General features: G+C 69.0%; 24 protein-coding genes. 10 read left to right on the top strand and 14 right to left on the bottom strand.

What is annotated here, in order from left to right; all coding sequences use genetic code 11:
* Positions 1-51 precede the first annotated feature (51 nt).
* Positions 52-459 carry a hypothetical protein gene (locus ACFPJ1_RS05590; protein WP_380101782.1) on the top strand — a complete coding sequence of 136 codons (408 nt, stop codon included), beginning with the start codon at positions 52-54 and terminating at the stop codon, positions 457-459.
* 50 nt (positions 460-509) lie between these two features.
* Here the strand turns inward: ACFPJ1_RS05590 and ACFPJ1_RS05585 are convergent, their stop codons facing one another.
* From ACFPJ1_RS05585 to ACFPJ1_RS05575, 3 genes are read right to left on the bottom strand one after another with little or no spacing between them, the layout of a single operon-like run.
* Complete coding sequence (locus ACFPJ1_RS05585) at positions 510-1,229, bottom strand: hypothetical protein (RefSeq protein WP_380101781.1); 720 nt, start codon at positions 1,227-1,229, stop codon at positions 510-512.
* Between the two features lie 41 nt (positions 1,230-1,270).
* Positions 1,271-2,110 carry an NAD-dependent epimerase/dehydratase family protein gene (locus ACFPJ1_RS05580; protein ID WP_380101780.1) on the bottom strand — a complete coding sequence of 280 codons (840 nt, stop codon included), beginning with the start codon at positions 2,108-2,110 and terminating at the stop codon, positions 1,271-1,273.
* Between the two features lie 30 nt (positions 2,111-2,140).
* Positions 2,141-2,302, bottom strand: a complete 162-nt coding sequence (locus ACFPJ1_RS05575) for a hypothetical protein (RefSeq protein ID WP_380101779.1) — start codon at positions 2,300-2,302, stop codon at positions 2,141-2,143.
* A gap of 60 nt (positions 2,303-2,362) precedes the next feature.
* Here ACFPJ1_RS05575 and ACFPJ1_RS05570 point away from each other — a divergent pair, with 60 nt between their 5' ends.
* Positions 2,363-2,599, top strand: a complete 237-nt coding sequence (locus tag ACFPJ1_RS05570) for a BBE domain-containing protein (protein ID WP_380101778.1) — start codon at positions 2,363-2,365, stop codon at positions 2,597-2,599.
* On the opposite strand, the gene ACFPJ1_RS05565 is transcribed toward ACFPJ1_RS05570, so the two are convergent.
* From ACFPJ1_RS05565 to ACFPJ1_RS05550, 4 genes are all read right to left on the bottom strand, one after another.
* The gene (locus ACFPJ1_RS05565; protein ID WP_380101777.1) at positions 2,583-2,978 is read right to left on the bottom strand and encodes a RidA family protein; all 396 of its coding nucleotides are present in this window, start codon (positions 2,976-2,978) and stop codon (positions 2,583-2,585) included. The two genes, ACFPJ1_RS05570 and ACFPJ1_RS05565, sit on opposite strands and share 17 nt — an antisense overlap.
* Positions 2,979-3,020: 42 nt before the next feature.
* Entirely contained in the window at positions 3,021-3,728 is a 708-nt protein-coding gene (locus tag ACFPJ1_RS05560; RefSeq protein ID WP_380101776.1) for an SDR family oxidoreductase, read from the bottom strand.
* A 63-nt stretch (positions 3,729-3,791) separates the two neighbouring features.
* Positions 3,792-4,721: an alpha/beta hydrolase gene (locus ACFPJ1_RS05555; RefSeq protein WP_380101774.1), complete on the bottom strand. Its 930-nt coding sequence runs from the start codon at positions 4,719-4,721 to the stop codon at positions 3,792-3,794.
* Between the two features lie 123 nt (positions 4,722-4,844).
* Positions 4,845-5,468 carry a TetR/AcrR family transcriptional regulator gene (locus ACFPJ1_RS05550; protein WP_380101773.1) on the bottom strand — a complete coding sequence of 208 codons (624 nt, stop codon included), beginning with the start codon at positions 5,466-5,468 and terminating at the stop codon, positions 4,845-4,847.
* Between the two features lie 39 nt (positions 5,469-5,507).
* On the opposite strand from ACFPJ1_RS05550, the gene ACFPJ1_RS05545 reads away from it, so the two are divergent.
* Positions 5,508-6,335 carry a helix-turn-helix domain-containing protein gene (locus ACFPJ1_RS05545; protein ID WP_380101772.1) on the top strand — a complete coding sequence of 276 codons (828 nt, stop codon included), beginning with the start codon at positions 5,508-5,510 and terminating at the stop codon, positions 6,333-6,335.
* A gap of 10 nt (positions 6,336-6,345) precedes the next feature.
* Here the strand turns inward: ACFPJ1_RS05545 and ACFPJ1_RS05540 are convergent, their stop codons facing one another.
* The 3 genes from ACFPJ1_RS05540 to ACFPJ1_RS05530 all read right to left on the bottom strand — a co-directional run bounded on the left by ACFPJ1_RS05540 (position 6,346) and on the right by ACFPJ1_RS05530 (position 9,011).
* Positions 6,346-6,774, bottom strand: coding sequence for a protein-tyrosine phosphatase family protein (locus ACFPJ1_RS05540; protein WP_380101771.1), 429 nt, complete (start codon positions 6,772-6,774; stop codon positions 6,346-6,348).
* A 109-nt stretch (positions 6,775-6,883) separates the two neighbouring features.
* Complete coding sequence (locus ACFPJ1_RS05535; protein WP_380101770.1) at positions 6,884-7,960, bottom strand: ABC transporter ATP-binding protein; 1,077 nt, start codon at positions 7,958-7,960, stop codon at positions 6,884-6,886.
* 148 nt (positions 7,961-8,108) lie between these two features.
* Complete coding sequence (locus ACFPJ1_RS05530; RefSeq protein WP_380101769.1) at positions 8,109-9,011, bottom strand: LysR family transcriptional regulator; 903 nt, start codon at positions 9,009-9,011, stop codon at positions 8,109-8,111.
* An 82-nt stretch (positions 9,012-9,093) separates the two neighbouring features.
* Between ACFPJ1_RS05530 and ACFPJ1_RS05525 the strand changes: the two genes are divergently transcribed.
* Both ACFPJ1_RS05525 and ACFPJ1_RS05520 read left to right on the top strand, forming a co-directional pair.
* On the top strand, positions 9,094-10,329 hold the full coding sequence (locus ACFPJ1_RS05525; RefSeq protein ID WP_380101768.1) for an MFS transporter: 1,236 nt from the start codon (positions 9,094-9,096) through the stop codon (positions 10,327-10,329).
* Positions 10,330-10,363: 34 nt separating this feature from the next.
* Positions 10,364-11,071, top strand: coding sequence for a dienelactone hydrolase family protein (locus ACFPJ1_RS05520; RefSeq protein ID WP_380101767.1), 708 nt, complete (start codon positions 10,364-10,366; stop codon positions 11,069-11,071).
* Between the two features lie 17 nt (positions 11,072-11,088).
* Here ACFPJ1_RS05520 and ACFPJ1_RS05515 read toward each other — a convergent pair whose 3' ends face one another.
* The gene (locus ACFPJ1_RS05515; protein WP_380101766.1) at positions 11,089-12,027 is read right to left on the bottom strand and encodes an AraC family transcriptional regulator; all 939 of its coding nucleotides are present in this window, start codon (positions 12,025-12,027) and stop codon (positions 11,089-11,091) included.
* Between the two features lie 92 nt (positions 12,028-12,119).
* On the opposite strand from ACFPJ1_RS05515, the gene ACFPJ1_RS05510 reads away from it, so the two are divergent.
* From ACFPJ1_RS05510 to ACFPJ1_RS05495, 4 genes are all read left to right on the top strand, one after another.
* Complete coding sequence (locus tag ACFPJ1_RS05510; RefSeq protein ID WP_380101765.1) at positions 12,120-12,965, top strand: NAD(P)H-binding protein; 846 nt, start codon at positions 12,120-12,122, stop codon at positions 12,963-12,965.
* Entirely contained in the window at positions 12,962-13,501 is a 540-nt protein-coding gene (locus ACFPJ1_RS05505; RefSeq protein ID WP_380101764.1) for an anthrone oxygenase family protein, read from the top strand. Before ACFPJ1_RS05510 ends, ACFPJ1_RS05505 begins: the two co-directional genes overlap by 4 nt.
* Positions 13,502-13,565: 64 nt before the next feature.
* Entirely contained in the window at positions 13,566-14,408 is an 843-nt protein-coding gene (locus ACFPJ1_RS05500; protein WP_380101763.1) for an alpha/beta fold hydrolase, read from the top strand.
* Between the two features lie 39 nt (positions 14,409-14,447).
* Positions 14,448-14,882, top strand: coding sequence for an SRPBCC family protein (locus ACFPJ1_RS05495; protein WP_380101761.1), 435 nt, complete (start codon positions 14,448-14,450; stop codon positions 14,880-14,882).
* A 682-nt stretch (positions 14,883-15,564) separates the two neighbouring features.
* On the opposite strand, the gene ACFPJ1_RS05490 is transcribed toward ACFPJ1_RS05495, so the two are convergent.
* Positions 15,565-16,380, bottom strand: a complete 816-nt coding sequence (locus ACFPJ1_RS05490) for an ABC transporter permease (protein WP_380101760.1) — start codon at positions 16,378-16,380, stop codon at positions 15,565-15,567.
* Positions 16,377-17,351, bottom strand: a complete 975-nt coding sequence (locus ACFPJ1_RS05485; RefSeq protein ID WP_380101758.1) for an ATP-binding cassette domain-containing protein — start codon at positions 17,349-17,351, stop codon at positions 16,377-16,379. The genes ACFPJ1_RS05490 and ACFPJ1_RS05485 overlap by 4 nt, the downstream gene beginning before the upstream one ends.
* Before the next feature lie 88 nt (positions 17,352-17,439).
* Between ACFPJ1_RS05485 and ACFPJ1_RS05480 the strand changes: the two genes are divergently transcribed.
* The gene (locus ACFPJ1_RS05480; protein ID WP_380101756.1) at positions 17,440-18,408 is read left to right on the top strand and encodes a helix-turn-helix transcriptional regulator; all 969 of its coding nucleotides are present in this window, start codon (positions 17,440-17,442) and stop codon (positions 18,406-18,408) included.
* 26 nt (positions 18,409-18,434) lie between these two features.
* Here ACFPJ1_RS05480 and ACFPJ1_RS05475 read toward each other — a convergent pair whose 3' ends face one another.
* Positions 18,435-19,364 (bottom strand): NADP-dependent oxidoreductase, encoded by a 930-nt coding sequence (locus tag ACFPJ1_RS05475; RefSeq protein WP_380101755.1) that lies wholly within the window; start codon positions 19,362-19,364, stop codon positions 18,435-18,437.
* Positions 19,365-19,410: the final 46 nt, after the last annotated feature.

The raw sequence follows: 19,410 nt of genomic DNA, 5'->3' as shown, positions 1-19,410 counted from the left end.
ACCACCAATCCCAGGCAGCTGCATTAAACCAGTACTGAAGGAGCAACAACCATGGAACTGAGCGAAGCCTCCCGGAACATCGCCGGGGCAATCCTGCTCACCATCGTCACGATCCAGTTCGGTGGCTGGTTCCTGACGAAGATCGTCCGCGGTGACGTGCCGATGACCGACTTCCAGAAGTCGTTCGCCCGGGCCGGTCACGGGCACGCCGGCGTGCTGGTCATCCTCAGCCTGGTCGGTCTGCTCTACGTGGACTCGACCAGCCTGGACGGATTCTGGCTGTGGGTCGGCCGGCTGGGCATCCCGGTCGCGGCGATCGTGATGTCCGGCGGGTTCTTCGCGTCGTCCGCCGGCAAGGACCGCACCAAGCCCAACCAGTTCATCTGGGTCCTGTACGCCGGCGCGCTCTCCCTGGCCGCGGGCGTCCTGACCCTGGGCATCGGCCTCATCACCGCATGACCGGATCACCGCATGACCGGGCCGAACTCCAATGCTGATGGCACGGCGACTCAGGAAATGGCTCGGTCAACCCACGCCTGAAGGGCGCCTGGCTCCTTGGTGATGCCCCACCAGAGCTGGAAACCGTCGTGCTGCAGCTGGAAGCGACCGGATTCGTCGACCCCCACATTCACCTGGTGGAAGTCCACGAACGGCAGCAGCAGCGCCGCCGCGATCGCGACAGCGGGCCCGGACTCCCCGTCGGCCGGGTTGGCGCTGACCAGGTCGAGCGCCAGGCGACCGGCCGCCGCGGCCGCCAGTATCGGGGCAGCTCCGCTCGGCACCTGCAGTTGGGTCACCCGCAGCCGTCCGACGAGGTCCGAGTCGACCACCTGGGTCAGGTGGTCCGCGGAGCCGAGACCGATCCACCGCTTCGGCCGTTCGGTCGACATCACCAAGTCGACGATCGCCTCGGGGTCAGGAGAGACCGGCACCTCCGGGCGCCCTGCCTTATTCAGTACTTCGCGCACCAGGTCCGGCTCGTCCGTGAGCACCAGCGCCAGGTCCCGCGCAGTACGGGCCGCCACGGTGAGGGCAATACTGGGGCCGTCGATGGCGAGGATGATCGGCGTGTCCTGGAGATCCTCGGGCCACCCGCTGCCCGGCCGGAGCTGCTCAGCGCTGTAGCCGAGCGCAGTACCGGTGAAGAGGTCGCCCACGCTGCGCAGCGCCTCCCAGTCCTCCTGCAACCGCTCGGCCAGGCGCTCGCGGTCCGGCTGCTCCGAGTTCATCCGCTGTCCTCGCCGTCTGTTGCCGGATTCTGTCTCACCACTCAAGCAGGAGTCGTACTGCGTACGTCGACCCGCGGGTATCCCGTCGCCCGGACCAGCTCCGCCGTCTCGTAGAACGAAGTCGGCCCGCCCTCCTCATACCCCGAAAGATCGAGGTCATTGCCCCGGGCTCCCAGTGTCGCGGCGAGCGCGTCCCGCACCGACAGGGGAGCCGGCAGCCACGGCGCGACGGCGTTGAACCGGTGGAACCCGGGCTCGAACTCGAGCGCCCGCGCGATGATCGAGACCACGTCCTGCACCGCGACCGTGGCAAGACTCGTGAACGGCAGGTCGATTCCGCCGAGCGACTCGGGAGCCACCGGTGCAGTGCTCTCCGGTACGACGACGCCGAGCCGGAGGACCGTCATGGCGAGCTCGGGATCGAGGCGCTGGAAGTACGCGCAGACCTCCTCCATCAGCGCCTTCGACAGCCCGTACGCATCACGCGCATCGCACGGGTGGTCGGCGGGGATCGGGAGCCGCCGCGGCAGGAACTCGGGCGACAGGCAACCAGTCGCCGCGATCGAGCTCGCGACCACGAACCGCCGTACCCCGCGATCCGCGAGATACCGCAGCAGCCGTCGGGTGCCGAGGACGTTCACGGCGAGGCCGGCCTCCTCGGTCGTCCCGCCGGTCTCCGCGGCGAGGTGAACCACCGCGTCGAGCTGATACGCATCGAGTTGCGCGAGGTCGGCCTCGGACCCGATGTCCCCTTGGACAGCCGTCCCGGGGCCGGTCGTTCGCCCGCGGGACAGAGTGACGACCTTGTGGGTGGCGGAGAGGTGCCGGGCAAGGCGGGAGCCGACGAAGCCGCTCGCTCCGGTAATCAGGACGTGGTTCACAGCTGCCGTTTCGGGGTGGGGGACAGATGGCTACTCGGCGTCGGACGCAGTTCGGGCGAGGCTGAGGCCGACGTTGCGAATCAGGTCGGCTGCCTCCGGCGACGCCTCCAGTGTGTACTCCGCACCGAGCGCGGCGATCCCCGCGACGTACTGGATCAGCAGCGCCGGCGCCTCCGCGCTCAACCGCACCACCCACGCCACCTCCCCGCCCGCCGTTCCGAACGCCGTCAGCCACCGCCCGCGGCGTACTGATTGACCGTCCTGTCACCCGGCAAGGGCGATGTGACCGCCCTCCACCGACGGATCCTCGAGCCCTGGTCCGACCACGTGATCGGCCGGTTCCTCAACTTCAGCTTCGCCTCGTTCGACCAGGGTGAGATCCGCGCCGCCTTCGACGCGCCCACCTACGAACGACTCGCCAAACTGAAGACCCACTACGACCCTCACCAGCTACTCCAGCCGAACCACCCGGTTACAGGGCAGCGGTGACGTCGACCTCGACGAGTTGGCCGGGGAAGCCGAGTTGGGCGACGCCGAGCAGGGTGCTGGCCGAGGTGAAGGCGGGGGCGAGAGGGGACTCGTTCAGCTGAGTCCAGACCGCGCTGAGTTGCTCGCGGACCGGGCTGGCGACGTAGATGACGGTCCGTACTACGTCAGCCGGCCCGGCGCCTGCCGAATCGAGGGCGACCAGGATGTTCTGGATCACCTGCTCCGTCTGGCCTTCGAGTCCACCGTCGGCCAGGTCGCCCGACTCCTTCAGCGGGCACTGGCCGGCGAGGAAGATCAGTTGGTCGGCGGTCACCTTGCTCACGTGGTGATAGCCGGGTGTCGCGTGCAGGGCCGGGGGATTGGTGCGCTCGATCGTCACGCCCTGAGCAAACGTCACGCCCTGGCAACCGTCAACGGCATTTCAGCCTTGGGCCGTCGGTCGGATGACAAGGTCGTTGACGTCGACCTCGGGTGGCTGCGTGATGGCGTAGTTGATCGCGTCGGCGATGGCCGAGGCCGGGATCGCGATCTTCATCTGGTCGCGTACCGCGTCCCGGACGGCCTCGTCGGTGATACCGCCGGTCAGGTCGCTCTCGGTCAGGCCGGGGTTGATCACCGTGACCCGCAGATCGCGGCTCTCCTGACGCAGCCCCTCGGACAGGGCCCGAACGGCGAACTTGGTCGCGCTGTAGACAGCGGCGGTCGGGTCGACGCGCAGCCCGGAGACCGATGAGATGTTGACGATGTGACCCGCTTGCTGCTCGCGCATGATCGGCAGGACGGCGGCGATGCCGTGCAGGACACCCCGCAGGTTCACGTCGATCATCTGGTTCCACTCGTCGACCTTCAGGTCCTGCACCAGCGACAACGGCATCACGCCCGCGTTGTTGACCAGGACGTCGACCCGCCCGTACCGCTCGTGGGCAGCGGCGACGAAAGCCCGCATGCTCTCGAGCCTCGTCACATCCAGCTCGTGGTACTCGCCTCCGATCTCCGCACTGATGGTGGCGAGACGGTCGGTGCGGCGAGCGCCGAGGAAGACACGATGGCCGGCGCCGGCGAGTCGGCGGGCTGTGGCCTCACCGATCCCACTGCTCGCACCGGTGATCAGGACAACTTTGCTGTTCATGCCTCCGAGCATGCGGCGCCGGTCAGCAATGAGGCAGGACGAGTCTTCCTGGGTGCCGCACACCTAGGAAGTCAGCTCTTGACCAACTGCCGGCAGGGGCTTGTCTTCCAGGAGGTGGCGGTGAAGGAAGGCGAGTTCGGCTTCGACGGCTTCCTGATGGGCGGTGAGGAAAGGTTCGTAGTGACCACCGGACAGGCGGACCAACTCTCCTCGGGGCGCGCGTCCCGCGGCTTTCACAGCGGGCTCGGCGAGGGCTGACTTGTCCTGGTCGCAGACGAGCACCATCAGCGGCACCTGCACCCGAGACGCGAAGCGGCCGGGTCGATACAGCGTGACGCGAAGCGCCGAGCGCGCGGCGACAGCCTGCTGCCAGTCCGGGTACTTGTTGTCCGGGTTGAGCGCCAGATCGCCGCCGCTGATGGCGTCCGGTGTGGTGAGGAGCGCGACGGTACCTGGCTGACCGACCAACGGCACGAGCAGCGGCCGACGTCCGATGAGACTGCCGAGCGCGTCGAGGATCCCTCGGACGGTGAAGCGGAGCATGGCGAGTGGCTTCTGGTACCGGATCGCGTTCCGCGAGGCCGCCGGGCCGTCCGCGTTCGGCGTCTGCGCGATCGCCGCCGCTAGGTGCGGATTCCGCGCCGCGACTTGGAAGATGTAGCCACCGGACAAGGAGAACGCCCAGATGGCGATCTTCGCCGGGTCGACCTCGGGCAAGCTCGCGGCGAAGCCGATGGCGGCCTGCCAGTCCGCGAGTTGTTCGCGCACCCTGGCGACCTGGCGCGGCTGACCGCCGCTCTCGCCGAGATGCCGGTAGTCGAACGCCAGCACGGAGAACCCGGCCTGGTGGAACCGCTCCGCGAACTTTTCGGTGCCGGGCTCCTTGGTTACCGCGAACCCGCCGGCCATCACCACACAGCCACCATTCGTCCCCGGGTAGTGCCAGGCGACGCACTCGACGTCCCCACTGACGAACCGAACCTTCTCGCGCATCCGCCCCACCGATCCTCTGTCCGGAGTTGACCCCTGTCCAAAAGTGAACCACGCGGTTCGCAAACTGTCCATGCCCGTACTCCGGACCGCGGCCGCCGCGGTACTGCGGAGCGCCGGTGCTCCTCAGGAGGAGGCCTCTTCGCGGTCCAAGGCGCGGAGGAGTGCGTTGAAGCCGGCCTGGATCCCAGGACCGTCACCGCTGGTCCGCCACTCGACCAGGAATCCCCGCAGGGTGCCGAGGATCATCTCCGCCACTTCGAGCTTGCGCTCCTCGGACCAGTGCTCTGGGCAGAGCGAGAAGAGCGAGGGCAGGTACTGCTTCGAGGCGTTCCGGGCCAGCTCGGCGTACCGGGCGGGGTCGTACATGGCCAGGCCGATCGCCTGGTCGAGGACCCAGGACTCCTCGCCGATCAGAATCGGCCAGATCGCCTGGACCCGGGCGGCGAGCGTCGGGCCGGCCAGGGCTTCGGCAGCGGCCGCCATGCTCCTGCTGATCCGCCGCTCGCGCAGCTGCAGTACCGCCTGGGTGAGCAGGTCCTCGGGTCCGTCGAAGTGGTAGAGCAGCACTTTGTGGGTGGTGCCGGCCGCCCGGGCCGCGCGCCGGAGCGAGAAGTCGACCAGCCCGTTGACGCCGAGGTCGTCGGTCACCCGGTCGAGCAGTTCGCGGCGGCGGGCCTCGCCGCGCGCCGACCCTGCCGATCGCCGGTAGCCCGCCCGCTCGCCCGTTCCCTGCTCAGAGACCTCCACTGCGCCAGTATCCGTGAGGTCGCCGACTACCCTCGGGTGGTGAGCGAGTTGGGCGAGTTCCTGCAGGCGAGGCGTGCGCAGTTGAGTCCGGTGGATGTGGGACTGCCGACCTCCCGTGCTCGCCGGGTCGCGGGCCTGAGGCGCGAGGAGGTCGCCGTCCTGGCATGCGTCAGCGCCGACTACTACACCCGCCTGGAGCAGGGCCGCGAGCGAAACCCTTCAGGTCAGGTGGTGGACGCGATCGCCCGAGCTCTCCAGCTCAGCATGGATGCTCGCTGGCACGCCTACCGTCTGGCCGGGCTGGTTCCGCGGCCGGAGGAGGGGCAGCGGGAGACCGTCGACCCGGCGCTGCTGCAGCTGATGGACGCCTTCCCGACGTCCGTTGCCTACGTCATCAATCGCCGCCTGCAGGTGCTCGCCTCGAACCGGCTGGCCGACGCATTGCTCTCCTCGCTGGCCGATCCCTACAACATGATCCGTACGCTCTTCCACGACCCGGCCGCACGCGAGCTGTTCGCCGACTGGCACCAGGTCGCGCGTGATTCGGTCGAGGCACTCCGGCTCGCCTCGAGCGAGGATCCCGGCGTCGCCGCCGTGGTGAACGAACTCCTTGCCAGCAGCAAGGACTTCGCCGAGCTCTGGCAGGACCACGGAGTCAGCAGCCTGGGCAGCAAGTCCAAGACGTTCAACCACCCCGACGTCGGCCGGCTCACGCTGACCTACCAGACCTTCGACGTCCAGGGCGCACCAGGCCAGTACCTGCTGGTCGGAACCGCGGCCACCGGCAGCAAGGACGCCGACTCCCTCAGCATGCTGGGATCCCTGTACGCCGAAACGCCGCGCGGCGGTGGAGCCACCGGCGCCTGATTCCGCGGGATCAAGCGAAGCGGCGGACGTAGCGCTTCTGCCAGGGGGTTTCGACGGCCTTGGGGTCGTAGTTGCGGCGGACGAACTCCACTGCCTCGGCTGAGGGGACGCCGTCGAGCACGGCGAGGCAGGCGAGGGCGGTGCCGGTGCGACCACGACCACCGCCGCAGGCGAATTCCACCCGGTCGGTGTCGGCGCGTTCCAGCACTTCCACGAAGGTCGCCCGAGCCACGACGGCGTCGGCCGGAAGGCGGAAGTCCGGCCACCGGAGCCAGCGTGACTCCCAGCTCACCTCGGGCGGTTCCTTGCCCAGCAGGTAGACCCCGAAGGTCGGCGTCTGCCCGGCGGGCAAGGGATTCCGGAGCCCGCGGCCGCGGATCAGCCGGCCAGACGGCAGCCGCACAACCCCTGGCTCACCCACCTCCCACATCTGCGCCATCGGATCACCGTAGACGCACCGCGGCCCCGGACGGAGAACCGTCCGGGGCCGGGTACGCAGTACGTGTCGAGCCTGGAAAGCCGTACTGCGGGTCGTGCGTCGGCCGCTGTCAGGCGGTCAGGCGCTGTTCGGTGGAGGTGGAGAACAGGTGCAGCTTGTCGGGCTGCGGGGCGAGGTGGACCAGCGCGCCCTTCTCGGCGTGCATCCGGGTGCCGATGCGGGCGATGATCTGCTGGCCGGTGGTGTGCTCGGCGCTGCCGTAGAGGTACGCGTCCGAGCCGAGTTCCTCGACCACGGCGACCCGGACCGGCACGCCTTCGTCAGCGAGGTGGAACGCCTCCGGGCGGATGCCCAGCATCAGCGTCTTGTCGTCGCCGGCCTTGGCGAGCACGGAGCGCTCGATCGGGACCACGTAGTCGCCGATCTTCGCGCCGCTGTCGGTGATCTCGGCCTCGATCAGGTTCATCGCGGGGGAGCCCATGAAGCCGGCCACGAAGAGGTTCTGCGGGGCGTCGTACAGGTTCAGCGGGGTGTCGACCTGCTGGAGCAGACCGTCCTTCAGCACGGCGACCCGGTCGCCCATCGTCATCGCCTCGATCTGGTCGTGCGTCACGTAGACCGTGGTGACGCCCAGGCGGTGCTGGAGCTCGGCGATCTGGGTGCGGGTCTGGACCCGGAGCTTCGCGTCGAGGTTCGACAGCGGCTCGTCCATCAGGAAGACCTGCGGGTCACGTACGATCGCGCGGCCCATCGCGACGCGCTGGCGCTGGCCGCCGGACAGTGCCTTCGGCTTGCGCTCGAGGTACTCCTCCAGGCCGAGCAGCTTCGCCGCCTCCTGGACGCGCTTGGCGCGCTCCTCCTTGTGGATGCCCTGCATCTTGAGGGCGAAGCCCATGTTGTCCGCGACGGACATGTGCGGGTAGAGCGCGTAGTTCTGGAACACCATCGCGATGTCGCGCTCTTTCGGCGGGCTGTTGGTGACGTCTCTGTCCCCGATGTAAATCGAGCCTTCGTTGACCTCTTCCAGGCCGGCCAGCATCCGCAGTGCGGTGGACTTGCCGGAACCGGACGGTCCGACCAGAACCATGAACTCGCCGTCCTGGATGTCCAGGTCGAGCTTGTCGACGGCCGGGGTTTCAGTGCCCGGGTAGACCCGGGTAGCTCCCTTGAACGAGACAGTTGCCATGTCGCGCTTCCTTTCCTTCGCCGGCAGGAACGTGCCGGACGATCCGTTGCAAAGGTGCCCAGGATGGGTGGCCTACCGATGGTAGATCCCCTTGATGACCTAACAACAATGATTGCCGCCTCAGTATTCCCACCCGCTGCCGGATCTCCTACAGATAGGTGCTACCGGGGTGGATAGCGGCCGTCATCAGGTCGAGCAGGGCGGTGGCCGCCCGGCTCGGGCGTCGGCCGCTGAGGGTGACCGCGGACAACGTCCAACTGAGGTCCACGTCGGTGATCCGCAGCCGCGTCACGCCGGCCACCTCGTCCCGGTCGAGCTCCGGTATGACGGCGACGCCCAGCCCGGCACGCACGTAGTCCGGCACGGTGGTCAGGTCCGGGACCTCCACCTGTACCCGTCGCGGCAGACCGGCGTTGTCGAACGCGCGGTCGACCGTCGTCCGGTTGCCGAATCCCCGCAACATGTCGACGAACCGCTCGCCGGCCAGGTCCGCCAACCGGATCGCCCCTCTGCCGGCGAGCCGGTGGTTCGACGGAACCAGGACGACGAACGGCACCGTCGCCAGTTCGCGTGGTTCGAGCCCGGGCATGTCCCCGCGGTTCAAGCCGACCAGGGCGACGTCGAGCCGGCCGTGCCTGACGTCGTCGGCGAGTCCGCTGGAACCGGTCGGCGAGGTCGTCACCTGCACCTCGACGAGCGGGTAGCGCTGGTAGAAGGCGCCGAGCAGTTCGGCCAGATCGACCAGGCCGAGCTTCGTCATCGTGCCGATCCGGACATTGCCGCGGAGTCCGGTGGAGGCCTCCTCGACCACCGCGCGAGCCCGATCGATCGCCTCCAGTGCGGCCTTCGCCTCGGGCAGCAGCGCCTGGCCGGCATCCGACAGCGTGACCCGTCGGGTGGATCGGTCGAACAGCGTGGTCTTCAGGTCCGTCTCCAGCGCCCGGACCGCGGCGGACACGGTGGACTGGACCGTGAAGAGCCGCTGCGCCGCGCGGGTGAAGCTCAACTCCTCGGCGACGGCGACGAAGTACTCCAGTTGTCTCGAGTCCACGACTGGAATTATCGGTCAGAGCGATAACACGATGCAAGAAGATTCGTTGGACTCGATAGATCCGGCGAGTGAGTCTAGAAGTATGACAACTCTTTCCGGCCCTCGTGCGCTCGACAAGGCGGGCACGCCCGTGCGGTTCGCCCACAGCACAGGGTTCTGGATGATCGCCGCCGCGTTCCTGATCACGATGGCGTTCTCCACCGTCCCGACCCCGCTCTACGCGATCTACCAGCGCCGGGACGGGTTCCCGACGTTCCTGATCACGGTCATCTTCGCCACCTACGCGGTCGGCGTGATGGCCAGCCTCTACCTGGCCGGCCACGTCAGCGACTGGCTCGGCCGTCGCCGGGTCGCGCTGCTCGCGGTCCTGGCCGAGGCGCTGGCCGCGGTGATCTTCCTGGTCTGGCAGGACGTGCCCGGTCTGCTCCTGGCACGGTTCGTCTCCGGCGTCGGGGTCGGAATACTGACCGCGACGGCGACCGCGCATCTGTCCGAGCTCCGGCAGATCTCCCGGCCTCAGGAGGACGGGAGCAGGTCGGCGTTGATCTCGAGCATGGTGAACCTCGGCGGCCTGGCGTTCGGGCCGCTCATCGGCGGCCTGCTCGCGCAGTACGTGTCGGCGCCGTTGGACCGGCCGTACGAGTTGTTCCTGGTGTTGCTGCTACTCAGCGCGGTGGGGATCGCGCTCGTGCCGGAGACGGTGGAACGACTGGAGGAGCGTCCGGCGTACCGGCCGCAGCGGGTGGCACTGCCGGCCGACGCGAAGCCGCTGTTCTTCGCGACCGCGGCCGGCGCGTTCGCCGCCTTCGCCATCTTCGGGTTGTTCACCTCGCTGGCGCCGACGTTCCTGGCGGGCACCTTGCACCACACGTCGCGGCTGCTCGCCGGGGTTGTGACGTTCGTAGTGTTCGTCGCGGGTGCGACCAGCCAGGTGGTGTTCGTGCGGCTGGAGAGGCAGCAGCAGTTGCGGCTCGGGCTCGCGTCCATGTCCGCCGGCCTCGTCGGGATCGCCGTCGGCGGCCTGATCTCCAGCCTGTGGCTGTTCGTGATCGGCGGGGTCGTCGCCGGCGCGGGTGTCGGCCTGGTCTTCCGGGGCGCCGTCGCGACCGCCGGGTCGCTGGCCGATCCGGGTTCGCGTGGCGAGGTGCTTGCCGCCCTCTTCCTGATCGCGTACGCCGGACTCGCGCTGCCGGTGCTCGCCATCGGCGTCGGGATCGCCGTGCTCCCGGAGCAGGTCGCGCTGCTGGTCTTCGCCGCGATCATCCTGGTTCTCGTCAACCTCGCCGGTTTCCGGATGCTCAAGGCCCAGCGGGCCTGACATCCGCCCCGGTCTGTCGGCTAACGTGCGGCTCATGATCGAGACGGCGACTGTCACTGTGGGAGACCTCGGCGCCTACCTGGCGAGGCCGGCGGATGCTGAGGGTGGGCCGGGGATGTTGTTGCTGCCGATGATCACCGGCATCGGTGAGCAGGTCCGCGACTGGGCGGACGAGCTCGCCGGCCGGGGGATCACCGCGCTGGTCTGGGATCCGTTCAAGGGCCGCAGCACCGACAACTCGTCGCGAGAGGAGTTGTCAGGGCTGCTGCGCGAGATGAACGACGACACCGTGCTCGCCGAGCAGGTCGCGTTGCTGGATCACCTTCTCGGCGACCTCGGCTGTCAGAAGGCGGGCACGATGGGCTGGTGCCTGGGCGGGCGGTTGGCGCTGTTGCTGGGAGCCAGGGAGCATCGGCTGGCGAACGTGATCGCGTACCACCCGACGGTGCCGTCGAAGCTCGCGCCGCAGCACTCGTACGACTCAGTCGCCGAGGTGGGTGGGATCACCGCGCCGGTGATGGTGCTCTACCCGAGCGCCGACACCATCGTGCCGGTGGCTGATTTCGAGGCGGTGCAGACTGCGTTGCAGGCGCGGCCGACCGGTGCCACGATCACGCACTTCTATCCAGGCGCGGATCACGGGTTCTCGGATCGCGGCCGCCACGACCAGGAGGTCAACGCCGAGGCGTTCAAGCTCTCCTGGCCGCAGGCGCTGGCCTTCATCGACGCCACGACCAGCTAGACGACGGCACTCAGCGGCTAGGCGGCGGCGGCCCGGCGGTGTGCAGTCGGGCTGGTGCCGCGAACGCGTTTGAAGGCGACGCTCAGGGCGAAGGCGTTCGCGTAGCCCACGCGGCGCGCGATCGACTCGACCGTGTCCGTGGTCTCGCGCAACAGGTCCGCGGCCAGGGTGATCCGCCAGCCGGTGAGGTAGGCCATCGGTGCTTCTCCGACCAACCCGCTGAACCGCCGGGCCAGGCTGGCTCGTGACACCCCGGTGCGATCGGCCAGCTCGGCAACGCTCCACGGGTACGCCGGGTCCTCGTGCAGCAGGCGCAACGCCTGGCCCACGACCGGGTCGCTCTGCGCCTGGTACCACCCTGGGGCGTGTGATTCCGGCCGCGCGAACCAGGCTCGCAGCGTGGTGATCAGCGCGAGGTCGAGCCACCGGTCGAGCACGGACTGCTGGCCCGGCTCGTCCCGCTGGATCTCGCCGAGCACCATCTCCATCACCGGGCCGGCGACCTCGGCCGCCGGGACCACCAGCACCGGTGGCAGCGCCGCGAGCAACCGCCTGCTGACGTCGCCCTCGAGCTGGTAGGTGCCGCTGACAACCATCGCGGCGCCCCCAGGCCGCCCGCCGAAGGTCCGGACTCCGAGCCGGGCGCTGTAGTCAATAGGCGCCCCAGGCAACGGTTCGCAGATACCCCCCGGGTGGATCCGCAACTGTGGCTGCGTGCCGGGCTCGTCGCCGACGACGTACGGCTCGGGGCCGACGATCACCGCGACGTCGCCCTCCTCCATCCGGACCGGCTGCAGCCCGGCCCGGGAGATCCAGGCCGACCCGCGAACCAAGGTGGCCAGCGCGAGTTGCGCGGCGTCGCGTATGTCCAGCGCCCAGGGCGGATCCATGATCGTCAGGTTGAACACGCCGCCCCGTGCCCGGGTGCCGGCCAGCAGATCGTCGAGGACGTCCATAGCGGCCACCCTACTCCAGGTTGAGACGCACAGACATGGAATTGCGCCAGACAACCATGGTTTGTCTCATCCGTTCGCGATGGACTGAGGCCATGACAAACACACCGATTCTGATCCTGAGTGGTAAAGGCAAGACCGGACGCCGCGTCGTCGAGCAGCTCGACGCCCGGCAGCTCCCGGTCCGGCTGGCGTCGCGTTCGAGCGAGCAGCCTTTCGACTGGTACGACGAGAACACCTGGGCCGGCACGGTCGCCGGCATCGACACGGCGTACCTGGCTCCGCCGGTCGGGCCCACCGGGCTTGCCCAGGCGGGCAAGTTCATCAAGCAGGCGGCCTCCGAAGGGCTGCGCCGAGTGGTCCTGCTGTCCGGCCGTGGTGTCGGCAGCCCGGGCCGCGAGTTCGCGGTCTACGAGAGCGGCCTCGAGCTGGAGCACGCGGTCAAGGACAGCGGCGCCGACTGGACCATCGTCCGGCCCGCGTGGTTCATGCAGGGGTTCAGCGAGGACTTCATGCTCGACTATGTGCAGGCGGGGGAGATCCGGTTGTCGGCCGGTGACGGTGCCGAAGCCTGGATCGACACGAACGACGTCGGCGACGTGATGGCCGCCGCCCTCCTCGACGAGCGGCACACCGGCGAGACCTACTCGCTGTCCGGGCCGCGCACGCTCACCCTGGCCGAGGTGGCGGCCGAGCTCTCCACCGCGACGGGCCGGCCGATCACCTCGGTCGACCTCGAACCGGAGCAGCACGTCGCCGAGATGGTCGAGTACGGCGTACCGCGGGAGGACGCGGAGTCCGTCCGCGACCTGTTCGCGGTGATCCGCAACCACCGCTCGGAGTACGTGTCGGAAGGAGTTCAGCAGGTTCTCGGCCGGGCGCCGCGAGACTTCGCGGACTGGGCGCGGGAGACCGCGAAGACGGGAGTGTGGTCGGTATGAACGTCACCAAGATCCTCACCCTGGCCGCACTCGGTGGGGTGGGCCTGATGGGTGGCCTGTTCTTCGCCTTCGGCACCACGGTGATGAGCTCACTCGAGCGGATGCCACCCGGTCAGGGCGCGACCGCGATGAACCTCATCAACGTCAGGATCCAGAACCCGCTCTTCCTGCTGATCTTCGTCGGGACGGCGCTGATCTGTCTGGCGCTCGCGGTGCTGGCGTTCGTCCGGGACAACCCCGGCCGGTGGTGGCTGCTGGCCGGAGCGGCGCTCTACCTGGTCGGCGTGATGGTGCTCAGCTTCGCGGTCAACATCCCGCTGAACGACAAGCTGGCCGCGCTCGACCCGAATTCCGCCGCGGGAGCAACCGAGTGGTTGAACTACCTGGCCAAGTGGAACCCGGCCAACAACGTCCGTGCGGTGGCCTGCCTGCTGGGGGTGATCGCCTTCGGCCTCGCCCTCAATGCCGGCGTGGGCAGCCAGCCCAGTTCGGCCCCGGCGCAACACCAGGCGTCGCTGCAACACCCGCGGTACTGATCCGTCGCGCGGTTATGGTCTGAACTCGACGAGGCGAGGGGCGGCGCGAACAATGGAACAGCAGGTGCGAGCCAACGAGGTCGAGTTGTGTGTCGAGACCTTCGGCCAGGCGACCGATCCGGCGATCCTGCTGATCCACGGCGCCGCCGCCTCGATGGACTTCTGGGAGGTCCCCTTCTGCGAACGCCTCGCCGCGGCCGGCCGGTTCGTGATCCGGTACGACCAGCGCGACACCGGGCGATCCGTCAGCTACGAGCCCGGCAAACCGCAGTACACGCAGGCTGACCTGGTCGGGGACGCGGTCGGCGTCCTCGACACCCTCGGCATCAGCCGGGCGCACGTCGTCGGGATCTCGATGGGCGGCGGGATCGCGCAGCGGCTCGTGCTCGACCATCCGGATCGGGTCGCCTCGGTGACGTTCATCTCGACCAGTCCGGGCGGCCCGGGCGGCGCGTCGAACCCGGACCTGCCGCCGATGTCCGAGAAGCTCCAGGCCGTCTTCGCCGATGAGAGCCCTGACCCGGACTGGTCGGACCCCGAAGCCGCGCTCGACGCGCTGATCGAGGGTGAGCAGATCTTCGCCGGCACCTTCCCGTACGACGAACCCGCGCGGCGCGAGCTCAACGCCACGATGATCGCGCGGACGAACAACCTCGCGGCGGCGATGACGAACCACTGGATCATCGACGGCGGCGACCCGGTCCGCCCGCGGCTGGGGGAGATCGCAGTACCGGCCCTCGTGCTGCACGGCACCGAGGATCCGCTGTTCCCCGTCGGTCACGCAGAGGCCATGGCTCGGGAGGTGCCAGGCGCTCGCCTGGTTCTGCTCGAAGGCGCGGGCCACGAGCTCCCCGAGCAGACCTGGCACGTGGCCATTCCCGAGATACTGGCGGTCACCGAACGCTGAAGATTCTGCGAAACTTATGCGGCCGGTAGCGTTGGCGAGGTGATCACCATCGAGCGCGTCATCACCGTGGATCGGCCGGTCGCGGCGGTTTTCGGCTATCTGGCCGACTTCGAGACGACGACCGAGTGGGATCCCGGCACCGTGCGGACGGTCAGGGTCGAAGGCGATGGCGGCCCGGGAACGAAGTACCGGAACACCTCGTCGTTCGCGGGTCGGGAGACCGAGCTGGAGTACGTCGTGCAGCAGCTCGAGCCCGGCCGGATCTTCCAGCTGCGCGGGGAGAACAAGACCGTCACCGCGCTCGACACGATGACGTTCCGCGTGGTCGGTGGTGGTGGGACCGAGGTGACGTATCGCGCCGAGTTCGAGTTCAAGGGCGGGACCCGGCTGGCCCAGCCGCTGCTCAAGGGCCAGTTCAAGAAGCTCGGCGACGACGCCGAGCAAGGCATGCACGACGCACTGCAGAAACTCTAGCGGTGCTTGAACGCCACACTCCTAGCGGCCAAGCACCGCTAGCGGACCCCTGGAGGGCGCGAAACCTCGCCTGCGCAGCCGCAGAGTGTGCTCTACCCGTGCTGTGGGGGTTCGCCCACTGTCAGAGCAGTGGGGTAACCCCCCGAGGAGCAGCGAACCCCCACAGCGCTAGCGGACCCCCGGAGGGCGCGAAACCTCGCCCGCGCAGCCGAAGAGTGTGCTCCGCCTGCGCTGAGGGGGTTCGCCCACTGTCAGAACAGTGGGCGAACCCCCACAGGAGGCAGCGAACCCCCAGAGCACCAGGGAGGCTTCGCGTCTGACCGCCGAGTGTGGGGCTGGCGTGGGTGTCATGGCGCGGGGCAGTCTGGGCGATGGCGACGGTGACGACCTCGCCCGCCTCCGCCTCAACCGGCTCACCCCACGACGGCAACGGACCAACACCTACGACCTCACACCCGACGGACAACGAGTCGCGATCTTCTACACCAAAGTCCACGACCGCCTCCTCAGCCCCCCTCGCCGCCGACCAACCCCCCGGCCCCCACCGAGATACGACAAGCCTGGCCACCCATCGACCGCCACGTCCGCAGCCGCATCGACCACGAACGCCTCGCACAGGCCGCCTGAAAACTCACGACAAACGCCACACTCCTAGCAGCCAAGCACCGCTAGCGCCGCAGCCTCACGTTGCCGAGCGCAACATGGTCCGGATGCCGACGGTGAGCCCGAGGGCAACGGTGATCAGTGCGGCGAGCCAGCCCCAGAGCACCGCCATCGAAGTGACGTCACCCGAGAACAGCGCACGCTCCGCGTCGACCAGGTACGAGAGCGGGTTGAACTTCGATGCGACCCGCATCCACTCCGGCCCGATCTCCAGCGGCAGCAGCATCCCCGACAGGATCATCAGCGGGAACAGGAACGTCTGCTGTACCACCCAGAACATCCAGTCCTGCTTGCGTACCGCGATCGCCAGCGCGTAGCTGAACGAGCCCAGCCCGATCCCGAACACCGCCAGCAACGCGAGCCCGAGGATCGCGCCGTCCAGGTGCAGGTCGAACCCGAACGGCACCATCACCGCGATCACGATCACCGCCTGGCCGAGCAGCGGGACCATCTCCTTCAGCGCCCGGCCGACCAGCAGTGACGACCGGCTCAGCGGCGTCACCATCATCCGCTCGTGCGCCCCGGTCTGGAACTCGAAGAGCAGGTTCGCCCCGGTCGCCGAGGTGCCGAACAAGGTCGTCATCACCAGGATCGCCGGCACGAACCACTGCCAGACGCCTCCGTCGAGCGACCCGCCCATCGACCCGGCCAGCAGCGGCCCGAAGAGGCCGAGAAAGATCAGCGGCTGGATCATCCCGAAGAGCAAGGAGAACGGGTCGCGCAGTACCGGCTTCAGTTCGCGGGTCATCACGATGCCGGTGTCGCGGAGCAGACTCCGGCGCCCCGCGGCGGCCGGCGTACCGAGGTGCACGGAAGAAGCGGTCAGGGTGGTCATGCCGCGGCCTTTCCGGTGGAGTCGGCCTCACGCAGGCTGCGGCCGGTGAGGTTGAGGAAGACGTCGTCGAGCGTCGGCCGGTGCACCTGCGCGGTCGCGACCGGTACGCCGGCGTGCTGGGCGGCGGTGATCAGTTCGGGCAACGCTGTCGGGCCATCCGCGACCCGCACGGTGATCCGGTCGCTCTCGGCCATCAGATCCTTCGCGCCGGGCAACTTGTCCGCCAGCCGGGCCAGCTCCTGCAGGTTGCCAGGGGCAACGGTCAGCTGGAGCAGGTCGCCGGCCAGCCTTGCCTTCAGGGCGTCGGCGGTATCGTCCGCGATCACCTCGCCGTGGTCCACCACGACTACCCGCTCGGCCATCGAGTCGGCCTCGTCAAGGTAGTGCGTGGTCAGCACGATCGTCATCGAGTACTGCTCGCGCATCCGCAGGATGTGGTCCCACAGGTTCGCGCGGTTCTGTGGGTCGAGGCCGGTCGACGGCTCGTCCAGGAAGAGCAGGCCGGGCGCGTGCACCAGGCCCATCGCGACGTCCAGCCGGCGACGCTGACCCCCGGACAGGTCGGACACCTTGCGGCGCGCGAGGTCCTTCAGTTCGAGCGACTCCAGCAGTTCCTCCGCCCGCTGTCGGGCCGCGCGCCGGTCGAGGCCGTAGATGACGCCCTGGCCGTACAACTCGTCGCCGACCCGCTGGGAATGCCCGGCGCCGTTGCCCTGGCCGACGTACCCGATCTGCCGGCGGACCTGGCCGGGCTCGGCGGCAACGTCGTACCCGGCGACCTTCGCGGTGCCGGAGGTCGGGGCGATCAGGGTGGTGAGCATCCGCAGCGTGGTGGTCTTGCCGGCACCGTTGGGGCCGAGCACGGCGACGAGTTCGCCCGGTTCGACGTCCAGGCTGATGCCGCGGACCGCGTGCACTGTCTCGGTGCGACTCACCACGAAGTCCTTCGTGAGCTCTCGGGTGCTGATCACGGGTCGTCTCCTTCGTCGGGGTTCTTGGGGACGACATTTCCAGGAGTAGAGGACAGGTTCTGGCCGTCACCCGTGGCAACCTGAGGTCATGTCCGAAACCTCGGCTCGACTTCTCTCGCTGCTGTCCCTGCTCCAGGCGCGCCGCGACTGGCCGGGCGCGCTGCTGGCCGAACGGCTGGAAGTGAGCCCGCGCACGGTCCGCCGCGACGTCGACCGGCTGCGCGACCTCGGTTACCCGGTGCGGGCGACCAAGGGGCCCGACGGCGGCTACCGCCTCGACGCGGGCGCCGACCTGCCTCCGCTGCTGTTCGACGACGACCAGGCGATCGCGGTCGCCGTCGCGCTGCAGACCGCGACGACCACCGTGACCGGCATCGAGGAAGGCGCCCTGCGCGCGCTCGCCACGGTCCGCCAGGTGATGCCCGCGCGACTACGGCAACGTGTCGACGCGCTGCAGGTCACCACGGTCGACCGGTACGCCGATTCGCGCCGGATCAAGGTGGACTCCGAACACCTGATCGCGATCGGTACCGCGCTCCGCGCCCGCGAGGTAATGCGCTTCGACTACGCGTCTCCTGGTACATCGGAGGACGAGTGGGTGCCGCCGCGTCGGGTCGAGCCGCACCATCTGGTGACCTGGGGCGGCCGGTGGTACCTGGTCGGCTGGGACCTGGACCGGAACGACTGGCGCACCTTCCGGGTGGACCGGATGTTGCCGAAGACCCCGACCGGGCCGCGCTTCACCCCGCGTGAACTCCCCGCGCCCGACGTCGCGACGTACATCTCGAGTCGTTTCCAGAGCCGGGACCAGTGGCCGTGCCGCGGTACGGCCATCCTGCAGGCGAAGGCCTCGGACATCGCCCGCTGGGCGGGCCGCGAGGCCCTCGTGGAGGAGGTCACCGCGACGTCCTGCCGCCTCACCCTGAACGGGTGGTCCTGGACCGGCCTGGCCGCCACCTTCGGCATGTTCGAGACCGACCTCGAATTCGTCGGCCCACCCGAACTGAAGGAGGCGGCCATCAACCTCGCCGGCCGCTACAACTCGGCGGCGTCCTAGCTTCCGCCGCGGCTGTGCGCCGCGGATCAGCGGATGGTGATGACCAGTTTGCCGAGTTTGTGGTTGCCGAAGTCGGTGACGGCCTGGGGTGCCTCGTCGAAGGTGTAGGTGTGGGCGACCGGGACCTGGAGGCTGCCGTCAGCCGTTGCCTTGAGCAACTTCGCGAGTTGCTCGCTGGTTGCGTCCGCCATCACCGGGAGGACGGTGATGTCCTCGCGACCGGTCTGCTCCGGGGTCGCTCCCTGCGCTGACGCCAGCCGTCCGCCTGGCTGGAGGACCCCGGCCACGGTGGCGGGGTCGCCGGCCGCGTGGATGACGGCGGTCACGCCGTCCGGTGCGACTGCCTGGACGGCGGCGCTGAGGTCGCCGGTGTAGTCGACGACCTCGTGCGCGCCCAAGCCGCGAACGAAGGCGGCCGCTCCGGGGCGAGCCGTGCCGATCACCTTCGCCCCTGTCGCGGCGGCCAGCTGTACTGCGATCGCTCCGACTCCGCCGGTCGCGCCGGACACCAGGACCGTGTCATCGGCGGTGAGCTTCAGGGCGTCGAGCAGAGCGGTCGCGGTGAGGCCGACGAGGCCGAGCCCGGCCGCCTGGCTCGAGCTGACGGCTTCGGGGATCACGGCGGTCGTGCCTGCGTCGACCGTCACGCTGTCGGCGATTGCGCCCTTGCCCGGGTTCATCCCGGTGATCGCCCCGGCCACCCGATCTCCGACCTGGACGTTGGTGACGCCGTCGCCGACTGCCTCGACGCGGCCGGCGAAGTCGCGGCCCAGGGCGACCGGGAAGGTGTGCGGCAGCAGGTCCCACAGGTATCCCGCCGCCGTCGCCGCGTCGATCCCGTTCACCGACGCAGCCTCGACCGCGACCCGGACTTGACCTGCCTCGGGGGTCTGGGTCGGTACTTCCTGGATCGCGGGCTTCTCGTCGCGTCCCGCAATCGCCAATGCGCGAGCCATCTGCAGCCACCTTCGAAGTCACTACCGGGGATTGGTCCTGCTTAGC

This window comes from Kribbella qitaiheensis, assembly GCF_042657745.1.
Classification (GTDB): domain Bacteria; phylum Actinomycetota; class Actinomycetes; order Propionibacteriales; family Kribbellaceae; genus Kribbella; species Kribbella qitaiheensis.
The sequence above is the reverse complement of the archived record's forward strand: the minus strand, read 5'-3'. Positions and strand labels throughout refer to the sequence as shown.

Bases quoted from the DNA above. Each gene is read 5' to 3' on its own strand.
- ACFPJ1_RS05590 (WP_380101782.1), top strand. From the start codon at position 52: ATGGAACTGAGCGAAGCCTCCCGGAACATCGCCGGGGCAATCCTGCTC.
- ACFPJ1_RS05480 (WP_380101756.1), top strand. From the start codon at position 17,440: ATGTCCGAAACCTCGGCTCGACTTCTCTCGCTGCTGTCCCTGCTCCAG.
- ACFPJ1_RS05540 (WP_380101771.1), bottom strand. From the start codon at position 6,774: ATGGCGCAGATGTGGGAGGTGGGTGAGCCAGGGGTTGTGCGGCTGCCG.
- ACFPJ1_RS05505 (WP_380101764.1), top strand. From the start codon at position 12,962: ATGAACGTCACCAAGATCCTCACCCTGGCCGCACTCGGTGGGGTGGGC.
- ACFPJ1_RS05555 (WP_380101774.1), bottom strand. From the start codon at position 4,721: ATGCGCGAGAAGGTTCGGTTCGTCAGTGGGGACGTCGAGTGCGTCGCC.
- ACFPJ1_RS05490 (WP_380101760.1), bottom strand. From the start codon at position 16,380: ATGACCACCCTGACCGCTTCTTCCGTGCACCTCGGTACGCCGGCCGCC.
- ACFPJ1_RS05560 (WP_380101776.1), bottom strand. From the start codon at position 3,728: ATGAACAGCAAAGTTGTCCTGATCACCGGTGCGAGCAGTGGGATCGGT.
- ACFPJ1_RS05535 (WP_380101770.1), bottom strand. From the start codon at position 7,960: ATGGCAACTGTCTCGTTCAAGGGAGCTACCCGGGTCTACCCGGGCACT.
- ACFPJ1_RS05515 (WP_380101766.1), bottom strand. From the start codon at position 12,027: ATGGACGTCCTCGACGATCTGCTGGCCGGCACCCGGGCACGGGGCGGC.
- ACFPJ1_RS05585 (WP_380101781.1), bottom strand. From the start codon at position 1,229: ATGAACTCGGAGCAGCCGGACCGCGAGCGCCTGGCCGAGCGGTTGCAG.
- ACFPJ1_RS05525 (WP_380101768.1), top strand. From the start codon at position 9,094: ATGACAACTCTTTCCGGCCCTCGTGCGCTCGACAAGGCGGGCACGCCC.
- ACFPJ1_RS05520 (WP_380101767.1), top strand. From the start codon at position 10,364: ATGATCGAGACGGCGACTGTCACTGTGGGAGACCTCGGCGCCTACCTG.
- ACFPJ1_RS05510 (WP_380101765.1), top strand. From the start codon at position 12,120: ATGACAAACACACCGATTCTGATCCTGAGTGGTAAAGGCAAGACCGGA.
- ACFPJ1_RS05475 (WP_380101755.1), bottom strand. From the start codon at position 19,364: ATGGCTCGCGCATTGGCGATTGCGGGACGCGACGAGAAGCCCGCGATC.